Consider the following 20,993-nt stretch of genomic DNA (forward strand, 5'->3'; position numbering starts at 1 on the left):
GGACGGAGGACGGAAGACGGAGGACCGAGAGGGGGATTAGGCGACGCTGAGGGCCATCAGGTCGTCGGCCATGTCGAAGTTGGCGGTCACCGATTGCACATCATCGAGATCGTCGAGGGCATCCATCAATTTCAGCAGGGCTCGGGCCTGGTCGGCATCGCTCACCGGCACGGTGTTGTTGGCAAGCCAGCGCAGTTCTGTGGCTCTGAGGTCGTATCCCTGTTGCTGCAGCGCGGTGCTGAGCGGCTCTAGGTCCGGGGGAGCACAGTAGACCTCAGCCCCAGCGGTCTCCTCATCTACCTGGGTCAAGTCGTAACTCTCGGCCCCCCCGTCCAGGGCCGCTTCCAACAGGGCCTCTTCGTCGATGGGGCCCGCCACTGTCACCACGCCTTTCTGCTCAAACATCCAGCCGACACAGCCGGTCTCCCCCAGGTTGCCATTGACCTTGTTGAAGGCGGCCCGCAGGTCGGCGGCGGTGCGGTTGCGGTTATCGGTCAGGGCTTCGATCAGCACGGCCACGCCGCCGGGGCCATAGCCCTCGTAGCGAATCGCCTCTAAGGCGTCGCCATCGCCGCCCAGCTGCCCCGAGCCCTTGGCGATGGCCCGGTCAATGTTGTCGTTGGGGACGCCGGCGGCTTTGGCCTTCTCAATGGCGGTGCGTAGCTGAAAGTTAGCCGCCGGATCGGCACTGCCATGGCGGGCGGCCACGATGATTTCTCGAGACAGCTTGGCAAAGACCTTACCCTTGACTGCGTCTACCCGCGCCTTCTGACGCTTGATATTGGCCCATTTACTATGCCCGGCCATAGTGCTCAACAGAAACATAACGTCACAGTTCGATTTTACCGGAGCCCTCCTGGTCGTCGTCATCGAGAGCTGGCACCACCGTTGCGATCGCATCTTGGACAAACTGCTGCAGGAAGGCCTGGCGCTGATTCAGCTGGAACTGCCGCTGCACTACCTCGGCCATGCCGCCATCGCCCCAATCCTGCTGCTGGCGAAAATATTCGATGAAACTCTTGCCGGCGATGCGGGTCAGGTAGGCGCCGCTCACCCCCTGCAGGGGCCCGGCCGGCTAGCACCGTGGCCAAGTTGCTCTGCAAGCCTAAAGCCAACAGCTCCATGGTGCCCTTGACGATGCCCAGGCCAGTTAGGGTCTTGGCCAGGGATAGGGCCAGGGCCTTGCCCTCCTCCAGGCTCAGGTGGCAGCCATAGACCCGGCCCAGCTCTACCACCATCTGGGCATTCACCGCCGCCGTGGCCAGTAGATCTAACCCTGGCAGCGGCGTCACCGCAATCACCCCGGCGCCGATCCACTGGTAGCGGTCCACGATGGCGTCGGCCTGCTGCTGCCGTTGGGCCTCGATCAGCCGCTGGGCTTCCTGCTGCAATTGCTGGGACTGCAACAGCAGGTTGTCGGCCACCAGGGTATCCCCCTCCTGCCGCAGCACCTGGGCCAGGCGAGTGAGCAGGGCATCGATATCGGGGGCCGGGTGCACCCATTCCCCTGAAGTGAGCCGCACCGGGGCCGGGTTGGCGGCGATGGTGATCACATCCTGGGGGGCCAGCACGTCGTCTAGTTGCGATCGCACCCGGGCCTCGATCTGCTCTAGGTCCTCCACCGGATAGAGATCGGCCTTATTGATCACCAACAACACCCGCTTGCCCATGGCCCGCAGGGAACGCAGCAGCTGGGCCTCACTCTGCTGCAGGTCATTGGCCACCACAAACAGCAATAAATCCGCCGTCGCCGCCAGTTCTCGGGCCGCCAGTTCTCGCCCCTCCCCCAGGGCCCCGGCTTCTAACAAGCCGGGGGTATCGATCAGCTGAATCCCCCGCGGTAGCCCAGCCAGTCGCAGCCGATAGCTAACCGCCGCCGCCGTGGTGCCCATGGCGGCCCCCACCGCCCCGGCCAGGTCCCGGGCAAAGGCGTTGACCAGGGAGGTCTTGCCCACCGACCCCACCCCAAACACCGCAATCTGCACATCCCGCCGTTCCAGGGCCGCTACCAGGGTTTGCGATCGCTGCTGCAGGGCTTGCCGGGCCACCTCGCTCTGGAGTTGCTCCATCTGCTGTTGTACCGCTGTCAGCGTTGCCTGGGCCGCCGCCTTACTATCCCGAGGCGGTCGTGGCTGGGGCCGCCGCCGCCGTGGCCGCAAAAATAGCCAGCCGTAATAGCCCCCCACTGCCAGCACCGCTACTAGCAGTATTATCAGTAGCAGCAGCACCAGGTTGGCCAACAGGGGCGACCACCAGGCCACCGCACTGTAGAGCCGCAGCAGCGATTCCACCAGCCAGAACAGCAGCCCTAGCAGCAGCACGCCCACGACGATTAGCGGTAAGACTCGTAACCAGCCCATGAGAGTATTCCATCTAAAAAAAGTATCCCAATCTAGGCTATTGAACTCAGCCTATCTAGGCTATTCAGCCAGTCCTTGGACGAGTTCTAGCTGGAACACTCTTAAGCCCATCCATCGCGACACCCGGTCCCTAAATCCCCTAGGCTAGAGACGGGATGTTTTCCTCTGCTGTCTAACAGGCATAGACCAAGTTAAATGAAAAACCAACCCAACTGGCAATTACCGACGCTATTGAGCATCGTTGCACTGTTGGCGATTGTTGTCCTCAACGCCTTTGTGATCATCAATCCCGGCGAGGCTGGTGTTCTTAGTATCCTCGGAAAAGCTCGAGATGGCGCCCTCCTGGAAGGGATTCACTTCAAACCACCCCTGATCTCTAAGGTGGATGTCTATGATGTCACCGTGCAAAAGTTTGAAGTGCCAGCCCAAAGTTCCACCAAGGACCTGCAGGAACTCTCCGCCAGCTTTGCCATCAACTTCCGGTTAGATCCGGTGCAAGTAGTCACCATTCGTCGTACCCAGGGCACCCTGCAAAACATTGTGGCCAAAATCATCGCTCCCCAGACCCAAGAGTCATTTAAGGTGGCGGCGGCCCGTCGCACCGTGGAGGAGGCGATTACCCAGCGGGACCAACTCAAGCAGGACTTCGATGAGGCCCTGGTGACCCGGCTAGATAAATACGGCATCATCGTCCTCGACACCAGCGTGGTCGATTTGAACTTCTCCAAGGAGTTTGCCAGGGCTGTGGAGGACAAGCAGATTGCTGAGCAGCGAGCCCGCCGCGCGGTCTACATCGCCCGAGAAGCGAAACAAGAGGCGGAAGCCACCATCAACCGGGCCCGCGGTCAAGCCGAAGCCCAGCGGCTATTGCGGGAGACCCTGACTCCGGAATTGCTGCAAAAGCAGGCCATCGAGAAATGGGACGGCAAGTTTCCCCAGGTGCTGGGGGGCGAGGGAGCCGTACCCTTCATCAACCTCGATCAGTCCCAGCTTAAGGCGGCCCAGTAATGGGGACCGGGCCAGTCAGCTGAGCCTTTCACCCCCATGAGACTCGCTGACTGGCTAGTTACTCCTGCAACGGTGATACCACCGGTGATTGCCGACACGGGCTTTGTATCCGAGTGGCGGGGGAGATACCAATTTTTACAATTCTTGTCAGTGTGACAGTAATGCGTTAACAATCGCTAGCTTCGACTCCGCTCAGCCAGCATTCCCTGAGACAAACACGAGCTACGTTGTCCAGGCATAGAGCATGGTCCCCTTTTGCAGTCGTCGGTCCGTCAACGGCAGGCGACGGAACTGCCGCTAGCTGGAAAATCCCACCCCCTAGCCAGAGCGAAAATGGGCTTCATGGCTGCTGATCATGGCAGTTTCTCATCATTCACGAAGTGGCTAGTTAAGCAATGAGTGAGCGAGAATAAAGCCGTTGAAAGGCGGCAAAATGGGGACGACAGGGTTCATGTTAAAGAAACTTATCCTCAAAAAAGGAGCGACCCTGGTTTTCCCCCTCGCCAGCATGATAGAGACGGGAAATCATATTGCTAAAACCAGGACGAGGCAACGGCGAGAACTGGCAGTCTCATTAGCCGAAAAGATGAAAATGGCAGCGGATGAAACCACGCCATGGGCGGCGTTTGCTGACTTGCTCCCGGTAGATTTCCTGCTCCACTATACCGGCCGTCAACATTTGGTTGGCAGCCCCATGCCAGATAGGCTAAGGCATAAAGAAAATCCCCCAGCCATCATGGCTGAGGGTTAGGGGTGTGTGCGTCGATGAGTTGCAGGAAAGGACGGGTAACTCTAGCCGCTATAGCGCACGCCGCGATAGGTCAACTGGTGGGTAGACTGGCGCTGGGCTACCGGTGTCTGCTTCATTTTGTAGGAGCGGCCGAGAAAGGTACCGGTCTGGGTGGTCTCGGTAGCCTCAATGCCAGCGATGGCAGCTTGGTAAGCGGTGCCGCGATAAATCAATTCCATGGGTCAGACTCCAAGTAATGGGGGGGGTGTTTCGGACATGCTAATCATCTCCCACTTGCCTTAGATCGGGAGTGACCTGAGTCGTGGTCAAGGGGTGATATTTCTAAGGGATGGCGGTGTCGTAGATGGCCACAGCGGGTGATCTGAAGGGGGCATGCTAGTGACTTGGGTTACATCGCTCTGGATATTTCTGGCAGTGGCCGGTCATGCCAGGGGTGGGAGAGTACGCCCTCTATCGGGCTGGAGTGAGTAGGGATACTCCCTAAGATAGGTCCTATCTTCCACGGGATAACAGCATGAGTATGATTGGGTTGTCGCTAGCGATCTGTTTGGCCCTGGTCCATATCTTTGCCAGCCAAACCCAATGGCTGAGAAACATTCCTCAGCGTTGGTGGATCTCCATTGCCGGCGGTGTGTCCATCGCTTACATCTTCCTCGACGTTTTCCCAGAGCTAGAAGCAGCCCAGGCCGAGGTGGAACATGGCATTGGTCCCGTCCTGGAATATTTGGAAAATCATGCGTATTTGCTGGCCCTAGTGGGGCTGGCGGTATTTTACGGGCTGGAGAAACTGGCGATGCGATCGCGATCGCATCGCCACCACAGCCATGGTGAAGACTGCACCCACCCGGGGGTGTTTTGGATTCATGTCACTGCCTTTGCCCTCTACAACGGGATTCTGGGCTATCTGCTGCGGGAGGCAGAGAACCACGGCTTAATGGCATGTTTGCTCTTGTTTGTGGCCCTGGCCCTGCATTTCATCGTCAATGATGTGAGCCTGCGGGAGCATCACAAGCAGAATTACGACCGTTGGGGCCGTTGGCTGTTGGCGGGGGCAATCGTGCTGGGTTGGATCCTGGGGCAGGCCATTCATATCGATGAGGTTGCGATCGCATCGATATGGGCCCTGATCGCCGGCGGCATCATCCTGAATGTGCTCAAGGAAGAACTTCCCGCAGAGCAAGACAGCCACTTTGGCCTGTTCGTGGCCGGAGCCGCCGTCTACTCCGTGGTGCTGTTGGCGGCCTGACGCTGACAGCGTCGATCAGCCCTTGGGAAGGCGTGATGGATCGATCCATTGGTAGCCTAGCGATATAGCAATCCGCTCCCTCATGTAACCAGACAGCCATTAATCCACGGTGTTTTTGTAGACGAGGACTTGCCAGACGATGTCGGTGCTTCCCGTGCTGATTGTCTCAAATGGGCACAAGTGTCGTTGTCACCGGGCACCAAAGTACCCGAATTCGAGGTTAGGCACAGATTCCCGAGAACTGGATTCCCACGGAGGTGGGAATCGTCCATGGCGCTAGCACGCCACACCAAACGATGAAAATCGTGTCTATTTTCAGAGCAATGACGGTAATAGGTTTCTTCAAGCGTCGCAGAAAGCCGCTAACGACTATCCTGCGGACCCTGAGACTCCGAGGCTCGATACTGCACACTCACCCGCCCGCCCTCGCTGACAACAATCTCTCCCCCCAGAGCCTCGATCTTTTCCCTGGCAATCTGGCGACCTTTGTCATCGACAGCCCGCAAATATACCTCTGCCCAGGCACCAATTTGCGCCTCCCGGCTAACAGGATTTTGAGAGAGAAATTGAGCTGTCTGTTGAGAAACCTGGGCGATGGCATCTGATTCGGGATCCGGAGACTGACGCGCCCATTCAGCCGCCATCTCGAAGGACTGTTGGGCCGCCATACCATCTCCTAAAAACAACAGTTCATCAATGCCCTTATAGCGCCAAACGAAGTAGGAACGTGGCGGTAGCGTCGGCGTCATGGATTGCAGTCCCTGCTCCATTAGGGCTACAGATACATCAGGTTGCCCGGCATACATGGAGACGCTATTGGAGAGAAAGATGTAAGGGCGAAGAAACCAGGGATCGCGATCGACAATTACCCTGAAATAGGCCGGACTCAGCCGGTAATTGTTACGTTCCCGCAGTTCGGTTTTACCGAAGTATTGAAGGAAGTCTAAGAAGGTCCAGTTGGCGATGAGGTTGCGAAAGCCTAAACTTGGCAATTGCTTTAGGAGCTGCAGCCGCAAGCCGTCGAGCCGCACTTGTGAGTCGATCTCAATCTGGGCGTAGTCATCGCCGGGACGCTGTAGAGTCTGTAAGCGGGATAGTTGGAGGCTAGCGACTCCGGCAAGTAGCGCTAGAAAGATGACAAGGTTACGCCCAGTGGCTATAAGTTTGTGGTAGAGCATAGGGCGATAGTGAGGCTGCAGTAAGACTGTGAGGCCATTGTAGCGAAGCCTGAAAAGAAATAAGGTAGGCCGGTTTGCCTACCTTATTTCATGGCTTATAAAGCAAAGAGCTTTGGTTCACTCCTAAACCTATCTCGCTATACGCTTAAGAGAAAGAGGCTTCTTAAAGCCAAATAGCTACTTTCCAAAGCCCCATGATTAGCCCTAGTTACACTCTCCATCATCTCCCGTTACTACAGGATCCTCGCCAAATGTACCAGTGGCACTAATACCCACGATGTTGTTAGCGTCATTATTCCAAGGATTGTCAGATGTACACAGCAGTGCTGTTGTGGTGGCGTTACCTTGCTGATCCTGCAGGGTATAGGTAATGCCAGCATAGCTCAGCAAAGCTTCATCCTTAGGAAATGCCCAAACGGCAGCGTTATTGGATAACGTACCGCTAGCGTCTGTAACTACTTCCGTAACATCAGGATTATTACCTGAGTCATCACCATAGGTGTAGAACTCAGTCTCAGTGTTGATTCCTAAGCCCAGTTTGCTAATTGCATCGGCAAAGGTAGTATTTTCTAGCCTGTAAGCTTGCTGACCCCGGTTAACCGAGCCTGCATAGGTCTGAGCTTCCGATTGGCGGGCGCGGTTAGCTTGGTTCAAGAAAGACGGCAGGGCGATGGCGGCGAGGATGCCGATGATGATGATCACCACCAGTAGTTCGATCAGGGTGAAGCCGCCGGTTTGGCGCTTCTTCAGCAGGTGCTGCAATAGTTTGGTCTTAAAGTTAGATTGCATGTCGGTGTCTCCTTGTGAGAGCGGGATAGTGTAGGTCGTAATCCTTGGGGTAGGTTACCCACCTCAGGCAATTCTCATATCACTGGTATCAATTTTTTCTGGAGGCAGTCGCTAGAGCCCCACTATTCCGGGCAAAGGACTATGGTATCAGCAGACACTCCGCCATCCATAGCTCCACACACCTGGATTCCCGCTATGCTCTCCGGGCACGCTCCACAAGAAGCGGGAATGACAGCAATGAGGTTTTTCAGACAGCCAACCTGCCGCGAAAAAGACTGCCGTCATTCCGGGCAAGCGTAGCGCGACCCGGAATCCAGGCAGAGGTATTCGCCGTCAGCAGATATCCTAGGTACTGTTCTTCAGTAACTGGATTCCCGCCTCCGCGGGAATGACGGGAGTACGTTTTCTTCAGGCCTCAACATCATCGCGATAAGGATAGTCGTCATTCGGGCAAGCGTAGCGCCACCCGGAATCCAGGCAGAGGGCTACGCCAGTTACCGATATCTCGGACTGCTTTCTGAGCCGCTGGGGTTCGACCCTTTCGACTACGCTCAAGGCAAGCCGCTCATCCCACTAGCCTCCGCTCACCCCGCTAGCCTCTGGTCACCGAGCGACAACCGGTCACCGAGCGGAGTCGAGGTGACACACCACTCACCCAGCTGAACTCTACCCCATGAGAGCAACCTCAAGCGCTCCTTCGCTCCGATTGCTCTTTCTGTAGGAGAAAATCGAGATACTCTTCTAGCTGTCGTTGTCTCAATTGAGACAGGCGACGTAACTTCACCAGAATCTCTGATTCGTGCTGCCACTGTTTGATAGGCATGATCTGTGAAGCAGACACTTCAACGGTGATGTTTGGCACGTCGAAACCTTCGAGGCTGTAGCCATCCTCTTCCCCGGTGGGCATAGGATAATGTTCTACGATTGTTGCCATATCTCCCCGTTTGAGGTGATGCTCGGGGAGGTCTTCTGTCAAGGCAACCTGAGTAAACAGCGGATACGTTACCTTCATAGGCTCACTCCTTTATCCGGGACCAAGGTTACAAACTTAGTCGTGTCGTCTGTCATCATCCAAATTGTGATTACACTGAGCACTCTCTTATTAGGTCCTGTCAGGACTGCACGAATGCGATATTTCTTGCCGTAGAGGGTGGTTTCCACTAACTCAGCCGGTTGTGAGAGAACTTGGGTCCGTAAATCTTGCTCAAGCTGTTGCCAGTTATCGATTACGTAACCTGCCTGGGCTAAAAACTTAGATTTGTCATCCTTGGGTAAGGGAACTAGTAAATATCGGGTTAGCTTTTCTTCGGCAATAATTGCGTCTTGAGGCAATCGCACGACTACCTATTACCTGTAGTAGGGCTCATGATAGGCTCAAATGTATCTTACTCTGAACCTATAGTGAACGTGAGCAAACACTCCCGCTCCCTGCCAATCATTCCAGGCAAGCGTAGCACCACCTGCAATCCAGGCAGAGGGCTACGCCAATTGCCGATATCTCGGACTGCTTTCTGAGCCGCTGGGGTTCGACCCTTTCGACTACGCTCAAGGCAAGCCGCTCACCCAGCGACAATCGGTCACCGAGCGGAGTCGAGGTGACACGTCGCTTACCCAGCGAGACGCTATCTAGGCCAGCGCAGCGCCACCCGCAATCCAGGCAGAGCGCTCTGTTTCCTTGCCAAGGTTAACGCCCTGGATTCCCGCGGAGGCGGGAATGACGGGATTACAGTACTTTCGGGATTCAACTCATCGCGATAAAGAAAGTAGAGGTGCTCTAATGGTACCTATAGCCTTGTCATTCATCGCCATGGTTCAACTTCAGCCTAAACTCCTGACCGCGCCTGACTTTATTGAGCACTACGGCGACGACGTTCGCTACGAACTGATTGATGGAGAACTTATTGACTTGGAACCTACTGGCTTCCACGAGCAAGTCGCTGGCTTCATCGGGCGTAAACTCAACGTCGCCATCGATCAGCAAAACGCCCCCTATCTCATTCCTTACCGCTGCCTGATCAAAATGCTGGGAACTGACACCACCTTTCGCCCAGACGTGATTGTTCTAGATCAGTCTCAGCTGAGCCAAGAACCCCTGTGGCAGCAAGAACCTGTTATTTGCCAGGGGCGCTCTGTCAAGGTGGTGATAGAAGTCGTAAGCTCCAATTGGCAAAACGATTATGCCCGTAAAACAGAAGACTACGCACTATTGGGTATTCCAGAATTTTGGATTGTTGATTACCTCGGCTTAGGTGGACGTGACTACATTGGCACCCCCAAGCAGCCGACGCTAACCCTATGTATCCTAGAGGGCGATCGCTATCGGAAGCAGCGACTGCAGGGCAACGCCCGCTTGTCGTCCCCCACATTTCCCGGTCTTCAACTCACTGTCGATCAGATTTTTGCCGCCGGGCAATAATAAATCAGATTGCTCATCAGAGCACCATCACGGTTGAAACCGCCGCAGCCGCAACGCATTGGTCACCACCGACACCGAACTCAACGCCATCGCCGCCCCTGCCAGCACTGGGCTCAGCTGCAATCCCCAAATCGGATATAACACTCCAGCGGCGATGGGAATGCCCAAACTGTTATAGACAAAGGCGAAGAATAGATTCTGGCGAATATTGCCCAGGGTAGCGCGGCTAAGGCGAATGGCGGTGACGATGCCGTGGAGGTCATCTGTCATCAGGGTAATGTCACTGGCGGCCATGGCCACATCGGTACCGGTGCCAATGGCCATGCCCACATCGGCCTGGGCCAGAGCCGGGGCGTCGTTAATGCCGTCTCCCACCATGGCCACTTTTCGGCTCTTGGCCTGAAACGCCTGAATCGCGTCGGCTTTACCATCGGGACGCACCTGGGCTTTTACATCGGTGATGTGGGCCTGGCGGGCAATGGCTCGGGCCGTTTGGGGGTTATCTCCAGTCAGCATGGCTACCGTCAGCCCCAGACGCTTGAGGCGATCCACGGCTTCAGCAGCTGATGGTTTTAAAGTGTCAGCAATGCCAAATAGGGCCACGACATTGCCATCAACGGCCAACCAGACCACGGTTTGCCCCGCTTGTTCCCAGGTTGCCTGGTAGGCCGATAGGGAAGTCCCCTGCTTCGTGGTTACCTCGACAGGCAGCCCCTGATCTACTAGCCAATCCCGAGTCCCCAAGCGAACAGCATGCGCGTCGATCTCACCGGTTACCCCTCGGCCCGTCACCGCTGCAAAGTCGGTCACGTCCAAGGCATTAATGTCCGACTGGGGTATCCCTTGATCTCGGGCATAGCGCACCACTGCTTCGGCCAAGGGATGCTCGGAATAGTGCTCCAGGGCAGCGGCTAACCGTAGCAGCTGCTGTTCGTTGCCCTGGGCTGTGCCCTCGACAGCAATGAAGTTGTTCACGGTGGGTTGACCTGCCGTCAGCGTGCCAGTTTTATCCAAGACGACAGTTTGAATCTTGTGGGCCAGCTCCAGGCTATCGGCCCCCTTGAAGAGCACCCCATAGTCGGCCCCCTTGCCCGTGGCCACCATAATCGAGGTGGGTGTGGCTAACCCCAGGGCGCAGGGGCAGGCAATAATCAACACCCCCACGGTATTAATCAGGGCCAGGGAGAGTTCTCCCGTTGCCAGCAACCAGACGACACAGGTGGCAGCCGCAATCAGCAGCACCACCGGTACAAAAATGGCGGTTACCTGATCCGCCAGCTTCTGGATGGGAGCTTTTGAGGCCTGGGCCTGCTGCACCAGCCGAATGATCTGGGCCAGGGTGGTGTCCTGGCCGACCCGGGTCACTCGCAGTTGCAGACTACCGGTTTTATTCAGGGTGGCGCCAATCACCTCATCCCCAACGCTTTTCTCCACCGGGATACTCTCGCCTGTGACCATAGACTCATCGACGGTGGAGGGACCCCGCACCACTTCCCCATCCAGAGGAATTTGTTCCCCCGGTTTCACCAGCACGATATCTCCCAACTGCACTTGCTCCACCGGTAGGGTGTCGAGGGTGTCCCCTCGACGCACCCGAGCGGTTTGGGGCTGTAACCCCATGAGTTTGCGAATGGCGGCTGAGGTCTGCCGCCGGGCTCGGTGTTCTAGCAATCGCCCCAGCAAGACCAGGGTGATGACCATGGCCGAGACTTCGAAGTACACCTCGGGACGTCCCTGGGCCGCAAACCAATTAGGGAAAATAGTGGGAAATAGGGAATAGATATAGGCCGCCCCGGTGCCGAGGGCGATCAGGCTGTTCATATCGGCACTCCCCCGCTTCAGGGCTTTCCAGGCCCCGGTGAAGAAGGGTTGACCGCACCAAACCAGTACCGGCGTCGCCAGGATCAACTGGGTCCAGGGATGGTGCAGCCAGGGGGGCAGAAACGGCAGATGCCAGGGCAACGCCATGGGCACCATGCCCAACATCAGCAGCATGCTGGCCACGACTCCGACTGCAACTCGCCAAGTCAAATCTTGCTGGGCCTGACGCTGGGCGGCTTCCAGCTCATCCTCTCCCGTCGCTGAGGTGGCAGGGAAGGCCTGGTAGCCAGCGGCTTCCACGGCGTGCACGATGGCATCGGTGCTGGTGCGATCGGGGTCGTAGTTGACCTGGGCCTGTTCGGCACCAAAGTTGACTTGCCCGTCAATCACCCCAGGAGTCTGATTCAAGGCTTTTTCGATGGTGCTGGCGCAGGCGGCACAACTCATGCCCTGCAATTTCAGCGAGAGGGATTTCATGGCAATGCTGGCGAGGTAGAGATTGAGATGCCGTGATAAAGGGTTGTTGCCTGGAGTAGTGGTTATGCCTGCTCCACGGTATACCCGGCATCGGTGATGGCCTGAGTGATGGCGTTGGGGTCGTTAGCGCTGTTGATAATGACGGCCTTGGTGTCTGGGTTGGCTTGCACCGATGCCTTCGTATCGATGGCTTGGACTGCTTTGGTGATGGTCTCGGCACAGGCGGCGCAGGCCATATCAGGCACCGTTAGGGTCAACGTTTGCATAGGAAATACTCGATCTACGATTACCTTTAGCTTAAACACTCCAGCCTACTAGAGGGTCAAGGGAGGATGGCCTTGGCCCCTGCCTACCATGGCGCTGACTAGTCAGCGGAGGACATGATGGATCGTCTAATGGCCCGGTTTAAGGAATCACTGAGTGCTTCGCCACCGCCTCCAGTACCGCAGTGGGAATATACCAGTTCCCACTGCACGGCGTTTATCTGGAATGGCGAATAAGCGATTGTGCTGAGGCAGATTTATCTCGGCCTGTTTAGGTAGCGGACTTGAGCGTTGATCCGGGCTGCAATGCCCTGACTAGGTCCTAGCTAAGCCGAAAGGCGACCCCATTGCAGGTAGGGAAGGTTGGCGGCGGTGGCCCGAATTGCTTCGGCTTGGGCCACGAGTTGAGCGCAGGCATCCCAGTTACCTTCTAGAAAGACCTTACGGGCGCCTTCTGGCAGCGATACGGCCAGGGAGGTATCACCGTATTGCAACTGCAGAGTGTCTAGGTTCAGCTGTAGCGACAAATCAGGAGTGCTGCTAATGGCCTGTTGCAGCTGGCGCACGGCCTGGGTCGGCGCAGTGACGCAGGGAATACCCATGGCCACACAGTTGCCAAAGAAGATTTCCGCGAAGCTTTCGCCCACCAGGGCGGTAATGCCCCATCGGGCAATGGCTTGAGGAGCATGCTCCCGGGAGGAACCACAGCCGAAGTTGCGGTTGACGACTAGAATCTTGGCTGCCTGGAATTGGGGCTGGTCGAAGGGATGTTGGCCCTGAGTAGAGGCTCGGTCATCGGCGAAGACTTGCTCTCCAAGGCCATCGAAGCTGGTACAGCGCAGGAACCGGGCTGGGATGATGCGGTCGGTGTCAATATCATCTCCCTGTAGGGGGATTCCCTGCCCTGTGATGCTGGCAACGGCCTGAGCCATAGTCTCATCCTTTCCGTCGGCTCTTCATTCTAGCGGAATTCACCTTGCTTTTCAGTTATTGAAGAGGGTAGTCACGTGAGATTATCTCAGACCACTACCGTCTCTCGAGGTAGCAGACTTACTGCGAAACCGAATCCCGTCATTCCGGGCAAGCGCAGCACGACCCGGAATCCAGGCAGAGTACTCTGAGCCAAAGCCGAGGTTTGTTCCCTGGATTCCCGCCGCCGCGGGAATGACGGTAGTGGGTCTCTCGGGTAGTTAGGTGAGATTATCTCAGACTCCTACCTGGAAGAGCTTTCGCAGCACTTCTCATGTTGCCTTCAGAACTGGGTCTACCCACTTCAACCGCCAGGACATTAATGTCCTGGACTCAAAGTCCAGGGCGCAGCAGTAAGTCTTCGCTTCCCCCGGGAGTCCTAGCTTCGCGCCTGCTTCGGCCTACGACCAGGGTGAACCGCTTGTCGGGCTATCTTATCGTTATCGTCGATGGATAGCATTGGCCCCATGCTTGGATCTCTGTGGAAGGGAAACTCTAGGGTAAGGATGTACTGGACATGTTTTAGGCAACCGAGTTAGGCCAGCGCCAGGGTATTGCTGCTAGGTACCCGCCTTTGGGCTGCACTGCAGTCCGGCCGGAAGCTGCCTTTGAATGATGCCTGACATCTCCCTTAGCTCTGCCCAGGAGGTAGTTCTATGCACTCTACATCCTATCTGCAACGGGAAATCTTGGAGCGACTGTATCATCAGTCTCCGTCTCGGTTTCGCTATGGTCTGTCTCGCTGGACCCAGGCCCTGGCGACGGCAGTAGTGGAGTGGTTGACTCGCGATCGCAACGCCCCGCGAATTTACCAACGCCACGATGCCGCCGGTAATGTAGTGTGGCAGGCCTATGATCCCCTCACCCGTCGCTCGATCATGTCCCAGTCAGAGCAAGAGATTCGAGCTTGGTTAGAGGAACGCTACGCCCATCAACCGGATGTCTAAACTCGATGATTAGTGGGTCAGGGGCATCGGTGCACCAGACGAGGGGCAACCCCATCCCCTATGCTCTAAACAGGAGCAGCGATCCCTCCCCTGGCAACTATGATGCATTTCATTCGGCAACTGCTCGAGTGGCTGATCTCAGTATTCACGACGCCGCTGATTCGGCTGGATGAGAACGTCATCACCGTATTCTCGCTGCTCCTGTTGGTGGTGGCTCTGATCTTGATCGTCCTGGCCATGGGGCTGGTGAAACGGTTTCTCAAGCACCGCATACTCAGTCCCCTGAACCTGGATGCCAGCAATCGAGAGGTCATTGCCACGATTGCCAGTTATGGCTTCGGTGCGATCGCAACTATCGTTGCCCTGCAGAACCTAGGCTTTCAACTCACCTCCCTGGGCATCATCCTGGGGGGCTTAGGAGTCGGCATTGGCTTCGGCTTGCAAACCATCACCAACGACTTTGTCAGCGGCCTGATTGTCTTGTTTGAGCGCAACCTCAAAGTCAACGACTTCATCGAGCTAGACGACCACAATTTCAGCGGCCTGATGGGCACCATCCAGGAAGTCAAGTTGCGCTCCACCATCATTCGCACCCTGGATAACGGCGATGTCGTCATTCCCAACAATGAGTTAATCTCTCGCCGCATCCTCAACTGGAGCTACGAGAGCCCAGTCAGTCGTCTGCGCTTGCCTGTCGGCATCGTCTACGGCAGTGATCCCATGGCCGTGACCGAAACCCTGCTGAAGGCAGCCTATCTAGAACCCGCCGTCCTCAGCGAACCCATGCCCAAGGTCTTCTTCCAAGGCTTCGGCGAAGAATCCCTAGACTTCGAGCTCTGGGTATGGGTGGAATTTTCTCGCCGCTTCGACGTCCAGAGTGCCCTCAACTTCACCATCGAATATCTCCTGCGGCAACAGGGGCTAGAACTGGCCTGCGCCCAGCACGACATCTGGGTGCGCAGTTCCGAAGATCTAATCAAACGCCTGATCGAGCGACAAGAGCGCACCTCAGCCCCCACCGCCACTGCCCCCAAGCCGCCGCCGCATCCCCCCGCCCTACGAGATCTACTGCGGTCAGTCAGCTACTTCGAGCAGTTTAGTGATTTAGAACTGCGTCGCTTGATCGAAATTGGCCACCATCGCCGTCTGCTGCCCAACACCGTCTTGTTTCGAGAAGGCGACAGCGGCGACGCCTTTTATATTGTCCTGGAGGGGCAGGTAGACATCATTGCCGAGACGACCCAAGCCACCTTAGCCTCCTTGGGGGCTGGACAGTTTTTTGGCGAGGTCGCCCTGCTGCTAGGCATCCCCCGCACCGCCACCGCCAAAACCGTCGAGCCGACCCTGGTATTTGTGATCCATCGCCAGGGATTTTCGCTGCTCTTGCATCAGTATCCACAACTGGCCGATGCTATCCTACAAGCCCTAGAACACCATCAACAAGAACTGGCAGAGCGCCAGCAACAACTGCGGGCCGACGGCATTGACATTGCCGACACCGATGCCAATCCGGTGCTCTGGGCCAGCCGCCGCCTCAAAGAAATTTTTAGCCTCTAGCAGCAGAGAGAAAGACGGACTACTGATATCAAATCCGCTAAGATGACCGACATTACGGTGATTTATAACAACTGCAATGCGTCATTCCAGGCAAGCGCAGCGCGACCCGGAATCCAGGTCGAGCACTCCGGACCTAGTCGAGATTTTTGCCCTAGATTCCCGCCTATGCGGGAATCGTCCATGGCGCTGACGCGCCACACCAAACGATGAAAATCGTGTCTATTTTCAGAGCAATGACAGATAAACGTTTTCCCAGGTTGATTAACCAGATTTCGTATTAGGCTATCGATACAAATCGCTACAGCATCAGCGATAACCACGAGCTAGAAGTCCCTCATGAAGAGAGCGCTAGGGGACTAGGGCAGCGGCAGCATCAACCCGCCAGTCGTTGCCACAACCGAGTGATCTCCGCCAGCATGGTTTGAACAATCTGTTGAAAAGCCTGATGCTCGGCGGCATTGGCGGCATCTCGTTCCGCTGCCCGTTGGCGATCGGCCCTGGCATCGGCGAGTAGGGTATTGAATCGTTGATCGGTTTCGGCCTGTTGGGCTGCCAGTCGCTGCAGCAACTGGTCGGTTTCGGCCTGTCGCTCAGCCTGCTGCTGCTGGGACTCGTCGATGTGCTGCCCTAGGTTACCGATCATCTCCACCACATCATCAATGGAGGTGCGTAACTGCTGGTCGCCCTGTTCTTGTCGTCGTTGTATGGCGACAATCTCGTTGCTGTTGGCCTCAATGGTCCTGGCACTGGATTCGACCAGGGCTTCTAGTCTGGTGAGGGCTTGGTGATGGAAGGCCTCATAGGCTTCTTGCCGTTGTTGTACAGCAGTGATGTCGTTGCTGTTGGCCTCAATGGTCCTGGCGTTGGATTCGACCAGGGCTTCTAGTCTGGTGAGGCTCTGGTGGTGGGAGGCATCGTTGGCCGCTTGCTGTTCTGCCAGGTTGGCCAAGATGGTTTCAATGCGGTCTAGGCGGTTGTTGCTGTTGGTCATCGCGGTGGGGGTGCCAATACAGCCTCATTATCGCCTATGGGCGGGATGGCATCATTATTGGCGTTGCTGAGTGGGTAGGGCGGGCAAATTCATGGCCGCTAATCTCAGCAACGCTCGAGGTTCTGGGCTTGCCCACCAATTCTTTGAAACGGTGGGCATTGAGTAAATGACGAGTATCATTCAGCAAAGGCAATGCACACCCCCTATAAATCCTCTGATCTGCCGACGTAATATTCCGGACAATTTTTTGTGAAAGCGTTGCAACTCGTGACTCTCGTTAGCTGTCAAAAACTGTCTGAGGTGTTGCGACCTAGGTTATGAAGAAATCTTTTCAAAGGTCCAATATAAATTGTTTGATCCGCTCAAAGGCTGAGTTGTTGAAATCGAAATATCCTTTTAATGCAGCTTCTCCTAATCGTCTGTCAGGTTTTGATCGTGTAGCTAACCAAGCGTGAATCTTTGCTTTTGATAAAGCACTTGGAAGCTGACTAGTGCAATCATAAACACATTGAAGATATTGATCAATACATCTGGCCTCATATTGAGAGATAGATGACAGGCATAAATCCTCTAACATTCCTGGGCCTGAAGAATTCGGCAAAATAAGTATCGAGGTCTTTAGTTCTCCAGTTCTCCTGGGCCACAGGAACTAAGACTATTGGGGGCAGAGAAACTGTTCTTGCGTAAAGCTTCCCTAACACTTTGGAAAGAAGAATTACATGAATCATCTGCGTCTCTAGTAATTCCAATACTAGATAAATCATCAAATCCTGGCCTAACCTTAAGCGATTTCAAATAACTTCTAAGATTATCTTTTCCCCCATATAGCAACCCTAAATGAGTTTAGAATGGGTAGTATATAAATATCATCAAGCTGTCAATACAGTTGTACTCATGAATAGTTTTCAATTAGAACACCAACAAAAAGTAGATAATCGTGCTATTCTATCAGACTTTATAAGTAGTAATCCTGATTCAAGAGAGCTTAAGCGAGCATTGGCTGTAAAAATGGCATTGGAGGGTGAGCCATATTTTAAGATTACCAAATTTCTGGGAATAAACAAGTCTTTTATTACATATTGGAAGAACAGATTCGAAGCACAAGGCATTGAAGGTATTAAACTCGGCTACCAAGGATCAAAAAGTTACCTAACCCCAGATGATCGTACAGAAATTATCTCGTGGCTGAGAACCAGAAACTACTGGAACTTTGATGAATTAGTTTCATATTTAGATGAACATTATGATGTGATTTACAAGTCTAAGCAAAGCTACTATACACTTTTTTCGGAAGCAGGTATTAGTTGGAAGAAATCTCAAAAAACCAACCCGAAATCTGATCCAGCTCTAGTCAAAAAAAAAGAGAAGAAATCCAAGGATTTATCCGTCAAAACCAGTTCAAAATTGAGTCTGGGGAATTGATTGTACTTTTTTTGGATGAGTGTCATCTCCTTTGGGGTGATGTTTGTGGATATGTCTGGGGCAAGACAGATATGCGAATCGAAATCCCTATTACAAACGAGAGAATCAGGCAAACATATTATGGCGCATTAAACTATCAAACAAAAGAATTTATTTTGCATCCTTACGAGAAAGGGAATGGAGAGAATACAGTTGCTTTTATGAAGTACTTGCAGGAACAAAATCCTGGGAAGCAAATCGCATTAATTTGGGATGGCGCTAGTTATCATAAGTCACAAGAGATCAAAGATTTTTTAGCTACAGTCAATCATGGGAAGGAAGAGACAGAATGGCAATTCAAATGTATTCTATTTGCACCCAATTCACCAGAACAAAATCCAGTGGAAGATGTTTGGTTACAAGCCAAAAATTCATTGAGAAGATTTTGGAGGTTGTGTCGTTCTTTCCCCGCTGTAAAGTATCTGTTTGAGTTCTTTATAGATCATCAAAAGTTCGATTTTTCTAAAATAGAAGAATATTCACCTTGTTCATAAATCAACTGGGATTGCTATATTCCTCTGCTTCAACATCATCAATACTCAGAAATCTTATAAAAGCTTGTAAAAAATTACGCTCATCAATTCCTTCTCCAATAATGAGCTTTGGTTTGTTTAAATCCTTAATTTGAGATAGAGTGGTATTAGCAACCATTATCAACGCATTTCAAAATTCATGTCAATGGATGTAGAAATAGTTTCACAATCGTAAGTCTTAGCCTTAAGTGAGCCATCTTTGCGGTCAATTCTATGATAGCTGAAGTCATACTCCTCATCATTGCTAAAAGCTCTATGGGCAGCTCGAATACACTCAAGACTATGAGTTGTGGCAAATACTTGAACATTTGAATCTTGCGCTGCTTGTTGAATGGCCTTCCATGCATCTTCTAAGACAGAGTAATGTAGACCATTTTCAACTTCATCAATAAGTACTCTGCCATTGGAGGCATCAATTATGGCTAGTAAGATTGAGAGTAATCTTGACAGTCCTTCTCCCATAAAGTTAAGAGGAACTAGCTCCCCAATTCCAATGTCTGAAAAGATCATTGGTTGACCGCTTTCTAGCAATAGAGTCAGGCGCTTTATTCTAGGTTCCACAAAACGTAGAGAACGTAGAATGAAATCTTGCTTATTTTCTTTTTCAGCCTTGCTAAATCTTTCTGCCTCTTCAGAGGGTGATCTTGTACGAGAAGATAAAAATATACCTTTCTGAAGGGGTATTCCCCCCGCTCTTTCTATCTCAAGCTCGCCTTTTATGCCTGTGAAAAGTCTTGATTTATATACTTCCTCTGCAATGGAATATGTCAGTAATATCTCTTTGCCCGCGATATCCTCAGATGTTGTCAAGGCTTGGGGGATGTCTTCTGCTGAGCCTTTTATATCTAGAATACTTTGATTGAACTTGGAATAGGCTATAGTCAGTCTTCTTTCTTCGCTTTCGGTATATCGTTCAATAATTTCGATCATGGAATTAATTCTTGCATCTCTGAATAGCCACTTCCAGGGACCTTCTAATAGAGAGCTATTTTGAATTCTAAATTGTTGAATTCCTCTGAAGGCATTGAGTCTAATGAGTAGTTCTGGATTATTGGGTCCTAAACTCAGAAATAAGGATTCAAGGAGTGTTGTTTTTCCAGTATTATTTTTTCCTCCGATCAAGTTTATCCTGGACAGTGAATCGAATTTAAGCTCTTGGAAGCATCGAAAATTCCTGATTTGAAAACTAGATAGCATGATTGATTACGGGAAAAATTTAAAGGCTCTTTGGACTAAACTATGCTGACTGCATTACTAAAAACCTCGAATCCCTTATGTAGCAATACTTGTAGGCCTTAGAAACTCAAACAGAGTCACGAATGCTGCAAAATCCTGCACCGTAAAGATTCTAGCGATTTTCGGGGCTGTATTGCATACCCTAGCCGGAAGACCCAATTTAAATCTGTTTTGCCAATTCACAGTGGTAATTACCTGTCCCAGAGGAAAGTATGGTAGTGTCTGTCAAATAAACTGGAATTGCTGATAAGCCGTACACGCTGAAGATCTAGCTGCTTCACATGTCTTTTGGATATCGACTTTATAGATGTTGGAGAATTCCATGATGCCATCACACTCGTCAATTAGGCAGCCAGTATTGGCATTGGTTTATCTTACTGTAGCTGGCAACCAATGGGGGTAGCTCACTACCCTGCCGATTCAGCAGGCGTTAGGAGCTATTGATTTTGTGAAGTCTGGTTCGACTCTCTTAGACCCAAACTAGCTAAATGTGTTTGTAATATACAAGAGGGCTTGCCCTCACCTGGATGGCTAGCTCTTCTCCGAGAATAGAGCAACCGCCACCATGGCAGCCTATTGCGGTATTGCTACCTCCCTAAATGGACGGGGCACCGGGTTTATGCCGAATCGCGGCAATGGCTAGCAGCGTACTTCTGGGGGTTTGGTCGGGGCGTTCTGGAATACTTCAGCTTGAGCGGTGAGTTAGCGCCCTAGGGCGATCTACTGCTGGGTTTTGGCTCTGGCTTCATTGGCTTGAGCAATTTTAGTTTGCTCTTCAGCAATATCTCTCTGCCGCTTGGCGTCTGCTTCTTGGTCTTTAGCTATCTGCTATTGCTGTTTTGCGATCACAGTCTGGCACCGCGCTTTTGCTGCTTCTTCCTGCCCTCGCTGCCGTCGTTGCGCCTCTGCTGCTCGAGCCGCTTCCGCTTGTGCTAATGCCGTCTCCGCAAGAAGAGTACAGAGCTACTGGATCTACATAAATTCTGAGGC

At 53.3% G+C, this 20,993-nt stretch carries 20 protein-coding genes and 1 pseudogene; 7 read left to right on the top strand and 14 right to left on the bottom strand.

The genetic code is table 11. The features are described from left to right. Positions 1 to 36: 36 nt before the first annotated feature. Positions 37 to 807, bottom strand: coding sequence for a YebC/PmpR family DNA-binding transcriptional regulator (locus tag XM38_RS12535; RefSeq protein WP_088431667.1), 771 nt, complete (start codon positions 805 to 807; stop codon positions 37 to 39). A 22-nt stretch (positions 808 to 829) separates the two neighbouring features. Beyond that, a pseudogene (locus XM38_RS12540) lies at positions 830 to 2,360 on the bottom strand (YcjF family protein). 195 nt (positions 2,361 to 2,555) lie between these two features. Here XM38_RS12540 and XM38_RS12545 point away from each other — a divergent pair. Continuing rightward, complete coding sequence (locus XM38_RS12545) at positions 2,556 to 3,368, top strand: prohibitin family protein (RefSeq protein ID WP_080811545.1); 813 nt, start codon at positions 2,556 to 2,558, stop codon at positions 3,366 to 3,368. A 418-nt stretch (positions 3,369 to 3,786) separates the two neighbouring features. Then, positions 3,787 to 4,119 carry a hypothetical protein gene (locus XM38_RS12550; RefSeq protein WP_137455098.1) on the top strand — a complete coding sequence of 111 codons (333 nt, stop codon included), beginning with the start codon at positions 3,787 to 3,789 and terminating at the stop codon, positions 4,117 to 4,119. A gap of 41 nt (positions 4,120 to 4,160) precedes the next feature. Here XM38_RS12550 and XM38_RS12555 read toward each other — a convergent pair whose 3' ends face one another. Then, positions 4,161 to 4,337 carry a DUF4278 domain-containing protein gene (locus XM38_RS12555; RefSeq protein WP_080811541.1) on the bottom strand — a complete coding sequence of 59 codons (177 nt, stop codon included), beginning with the start codon at positions 4,335 to 4,337 and terminating at the stop codon, positions 4,161 to 4,163. Between the two features lie 296 nt (positions 4,338 to 4,633). On the opposite strand from XM38_RS12555, the gene XM38_RS12560 reads away from it, so the two are divergent. Continuing rightward, positions 4,634 to 5,365: a hypothetical protein gene (locus XM38_RS12560; protein ID WP_088430026.1), complete on the top strand. Its 732-nt coding sequence runs from the start codon at positions 4,634 to 4,636 to the stop codon at positions 5,363 to 5,365. A gap of 362 nt (positions 5,366 to 5,727) precedes the next feature. Here the strand turns inward: XM38_RS12560 and XM38_RS12565 are convergent, their stop codons facing one another. The 4 genes from XM38_RS12565 to XM38_RS12580 form a co-directional block, all read right to left on the bottom strand. Continuing rightward, positions 5,728 to 6,543 (bottom strand): hypothetical protein, encoded by an 816-nt coding sequence (locus XM38_RS12565; protein ID WP_080811537.1) that lies wholly within the window; start codon positions 6,541 to 6,543, stop codon positions 5,728 to 5,730. A gap of 204 nt (positions 6,544 to 6,747) precedes the next feature. Beyond that, positions 6,748 to 7,332: a type IV pilin-like G/H family protein gene (locus XM38_RS12570; RefSeq protein WP_080811535.1), complete on the bottom strand. Its 585-nt coding sequence runs from the start codon at positions 7,330 to 7,332 to the stop codon at positions 6,748 to 6,750. A gap of 685 nt (positions 7,333 to 8,017) precedes the next feature. Beyond that, positions 8,018 to 8,344 (bottom strand): DUF4926 domain-containing protein, encoded by a 327-nt coding sequence (locus XM38_RS12575; RefSeq protein ID WP_080811533.1) that lies wholly within the window; start codon positions 8,342 to 8,344, stop codon positions 8,018 to 8,020. After that, complete coding sequence (locus XM38_RS12580) at positions 8,341 to 8,670, bottom strand: DUF6883 domain-containing protein (RefSeq protein WP_080811531.1); 330 nt, start codon at positions 8,668 to 8,670, stop codon at positions 8,341 to 8,343. The genes XM38_RS12575 and XM38_RS12580 overlap by 4 nt, the downstream gene beginning before the upstream one ends. Positions 8,671 to 9,139: 469 nt before the next feature. On the opposite strand from XM38_RS12580, the gene XM38_RS12585 reads away from it, so the two are divergent. After that, on the top strand, positions 9,140 to 9,748 hold the full coding sequence (locus XM38_RS12585) for a Uma2 family endonuclease (protein ID WP_080811579.1): 609 nt from the start codon (positions 9,140 to 9,142) through the stop codon (positions 9,746 to 9,748). A 27-nt stretch (positions 9,749 to 9,775) separates the two neighbouring features. Here XM38_RS12585 and XM38_RS12590 read toward each other — a convergent pair whose 3' ends face one another. The 3 genes from XM38_RS12590 to XM38_RS12600 form a co-directional block, all read right to left on the bottom strand. Continuing rightward, the gene (locus tag XM38_RS12590) at positions 9,776 to 12,046 is read right to left on the bottom strand and encodes a heavy metal translocating P-type ATPase (protein ID WP_088430028.1); all 2,271 of its coding nucleotides are present in this window, start codon (positions 12,044 to 12,046) and stop codon (positions 9,776 to 9,778) included. A gap of 62 nt (positions 12,047 to 12,108) precedes the next feature. After that, positions 12,109 to 12,312, bottom strand: coding sequence for a heavy-metal-associated domain-containing protein (locus tag XM38_RS12595; RefSeq protein ID WP_080811527.1), 204 nt, complete (start codon positions 12,310 to 12,312; stop codon positions 12,109 to 12,111). Positions 12,313 to 12,635: 323 nt separating this feature from the next. After that, on the bottom strand, positions 12,636 to 13,241 hold the full coding sequence (locus XM38_RS12600) for a 3-isopropylmalate dehydratase small subunit (protein WP_080814354.1): 606 nt from the start codon (positions 13,239 to 13,241) through the stop codon (positions 12,636 to 12,638). 693 nt (positions 13,242 to 13,934) lie between these two features. Here XM38_RS12600 and XM38_RS12605 point away from each other — a divergent pair. Continuing rightward, entirely contained in the window at positions 13,935 to 14,225 is a 291-nt protein-coding gene (locus XM38_RS12605; RefSeq protein WP_080811523.1) for a hypothetical protein, read from the top strand. Between the two features lie 99 nt (positions 14,226 to 14,324). Continuing rightward, the gene (locus XM38_RS12610; protein WP_080811521.1) at positions 14,325 to 15,782 is read left to right on the top strand and encodes a cyclic nucleotide-binding domain-containing protein; all 1,458 of its coding nucleotides are present in this window, start codon (positions 14,325 to 14,327) and stop codon (positions 15,780 to 15,782) included. A gap of 373 nt (positions 15,783 to 16,155) precedes the next feature. Here XM38_RS12610 and XM38_RS12615 read toward each other — a convergent pair whose 3' ends face one another. Then, positions 16,156 to 16,773 (bottom strand): hypothetical protein, encoded by a 618-nt coding sequence (locus XM38_RS12615; RefSeq protein WP_080811519.1) that lies wholly within the window; start codon positions 16,771 to 16,773, stop codon positions 16,156 to 16,158. 331 nt (positions 16,774 to 17,104) lie between these two features. Beyond that, positions 17,105 to 17,419 carry a DUF3226 domain-containing protein gene (locus XM38_RS28945; protein ID WP_391540810.1) on the bottom strand — a complete coding sequence of 105 codons (315 nt, stop codon included), beginning with the start codon at positions 17,417 to 17,419 and terminating at the stop codon, positions 17,105 to 17,107. A gap of 248 nt (positions 17,420 to 17,667) precedes the next feature. Here XM38_RS28945 and XM38_RS28950 point away from each other — a divergent pair. Continuing rightward, positions 17,668 to 18,728 (top strand): IS630 family transposase gene (locus tag XM38_RS28950; protein ID WP_088431532.1). Its coding sequence is split into 2 segments (ribosomal slippage): positions 17,668 to 18,130 and positions 18,130 to 18,728, totalling 1,062 coding nucleotides; the frame shifts between segments, so codons are not numbered across the junction. A gap of 1 nt (position 18,729) precedes the next feature. On the opposite strand, the gene XM38_RS25990 is transcribed toward XM38_RS28950, so the two are convergent. Beyond that, a complete protein-coding gene (locus XM38_RS25990; RefSeq protein ID WP_187329393.1) occupies positions 18,730 to 18,885 on the bottom strand; it encodes a hypothetical protein in 156 nt (51 codons plus the stop codon). A 2-nt stretch (positions 18,886 to 18,887) separates the two neighbouring features. Further along, a complete protein-coding gene (locus XM38_RS12625) occupies positions 18,888 to 19,964 on the bottom strand; it encodes an AAA family ATPase (protein WP_080811516.1) in 1,077 nt (358 codons plus the stop codon). Between the last annotated feature and the right edge of the window lie 1,029 nt (positions 19,965 to 20,993).

This window comes from Halomicronema hongdechloris C2206, from assembly GCF_002075285.3.
GTDB classification, from domain to species: Bacteria; Cyanobacteriota; Cyanobacteriia; order Phormidesmidales; family Phormidesmidaceae; genus Halomicronema_B; species Halomicronema_B hongdechloris.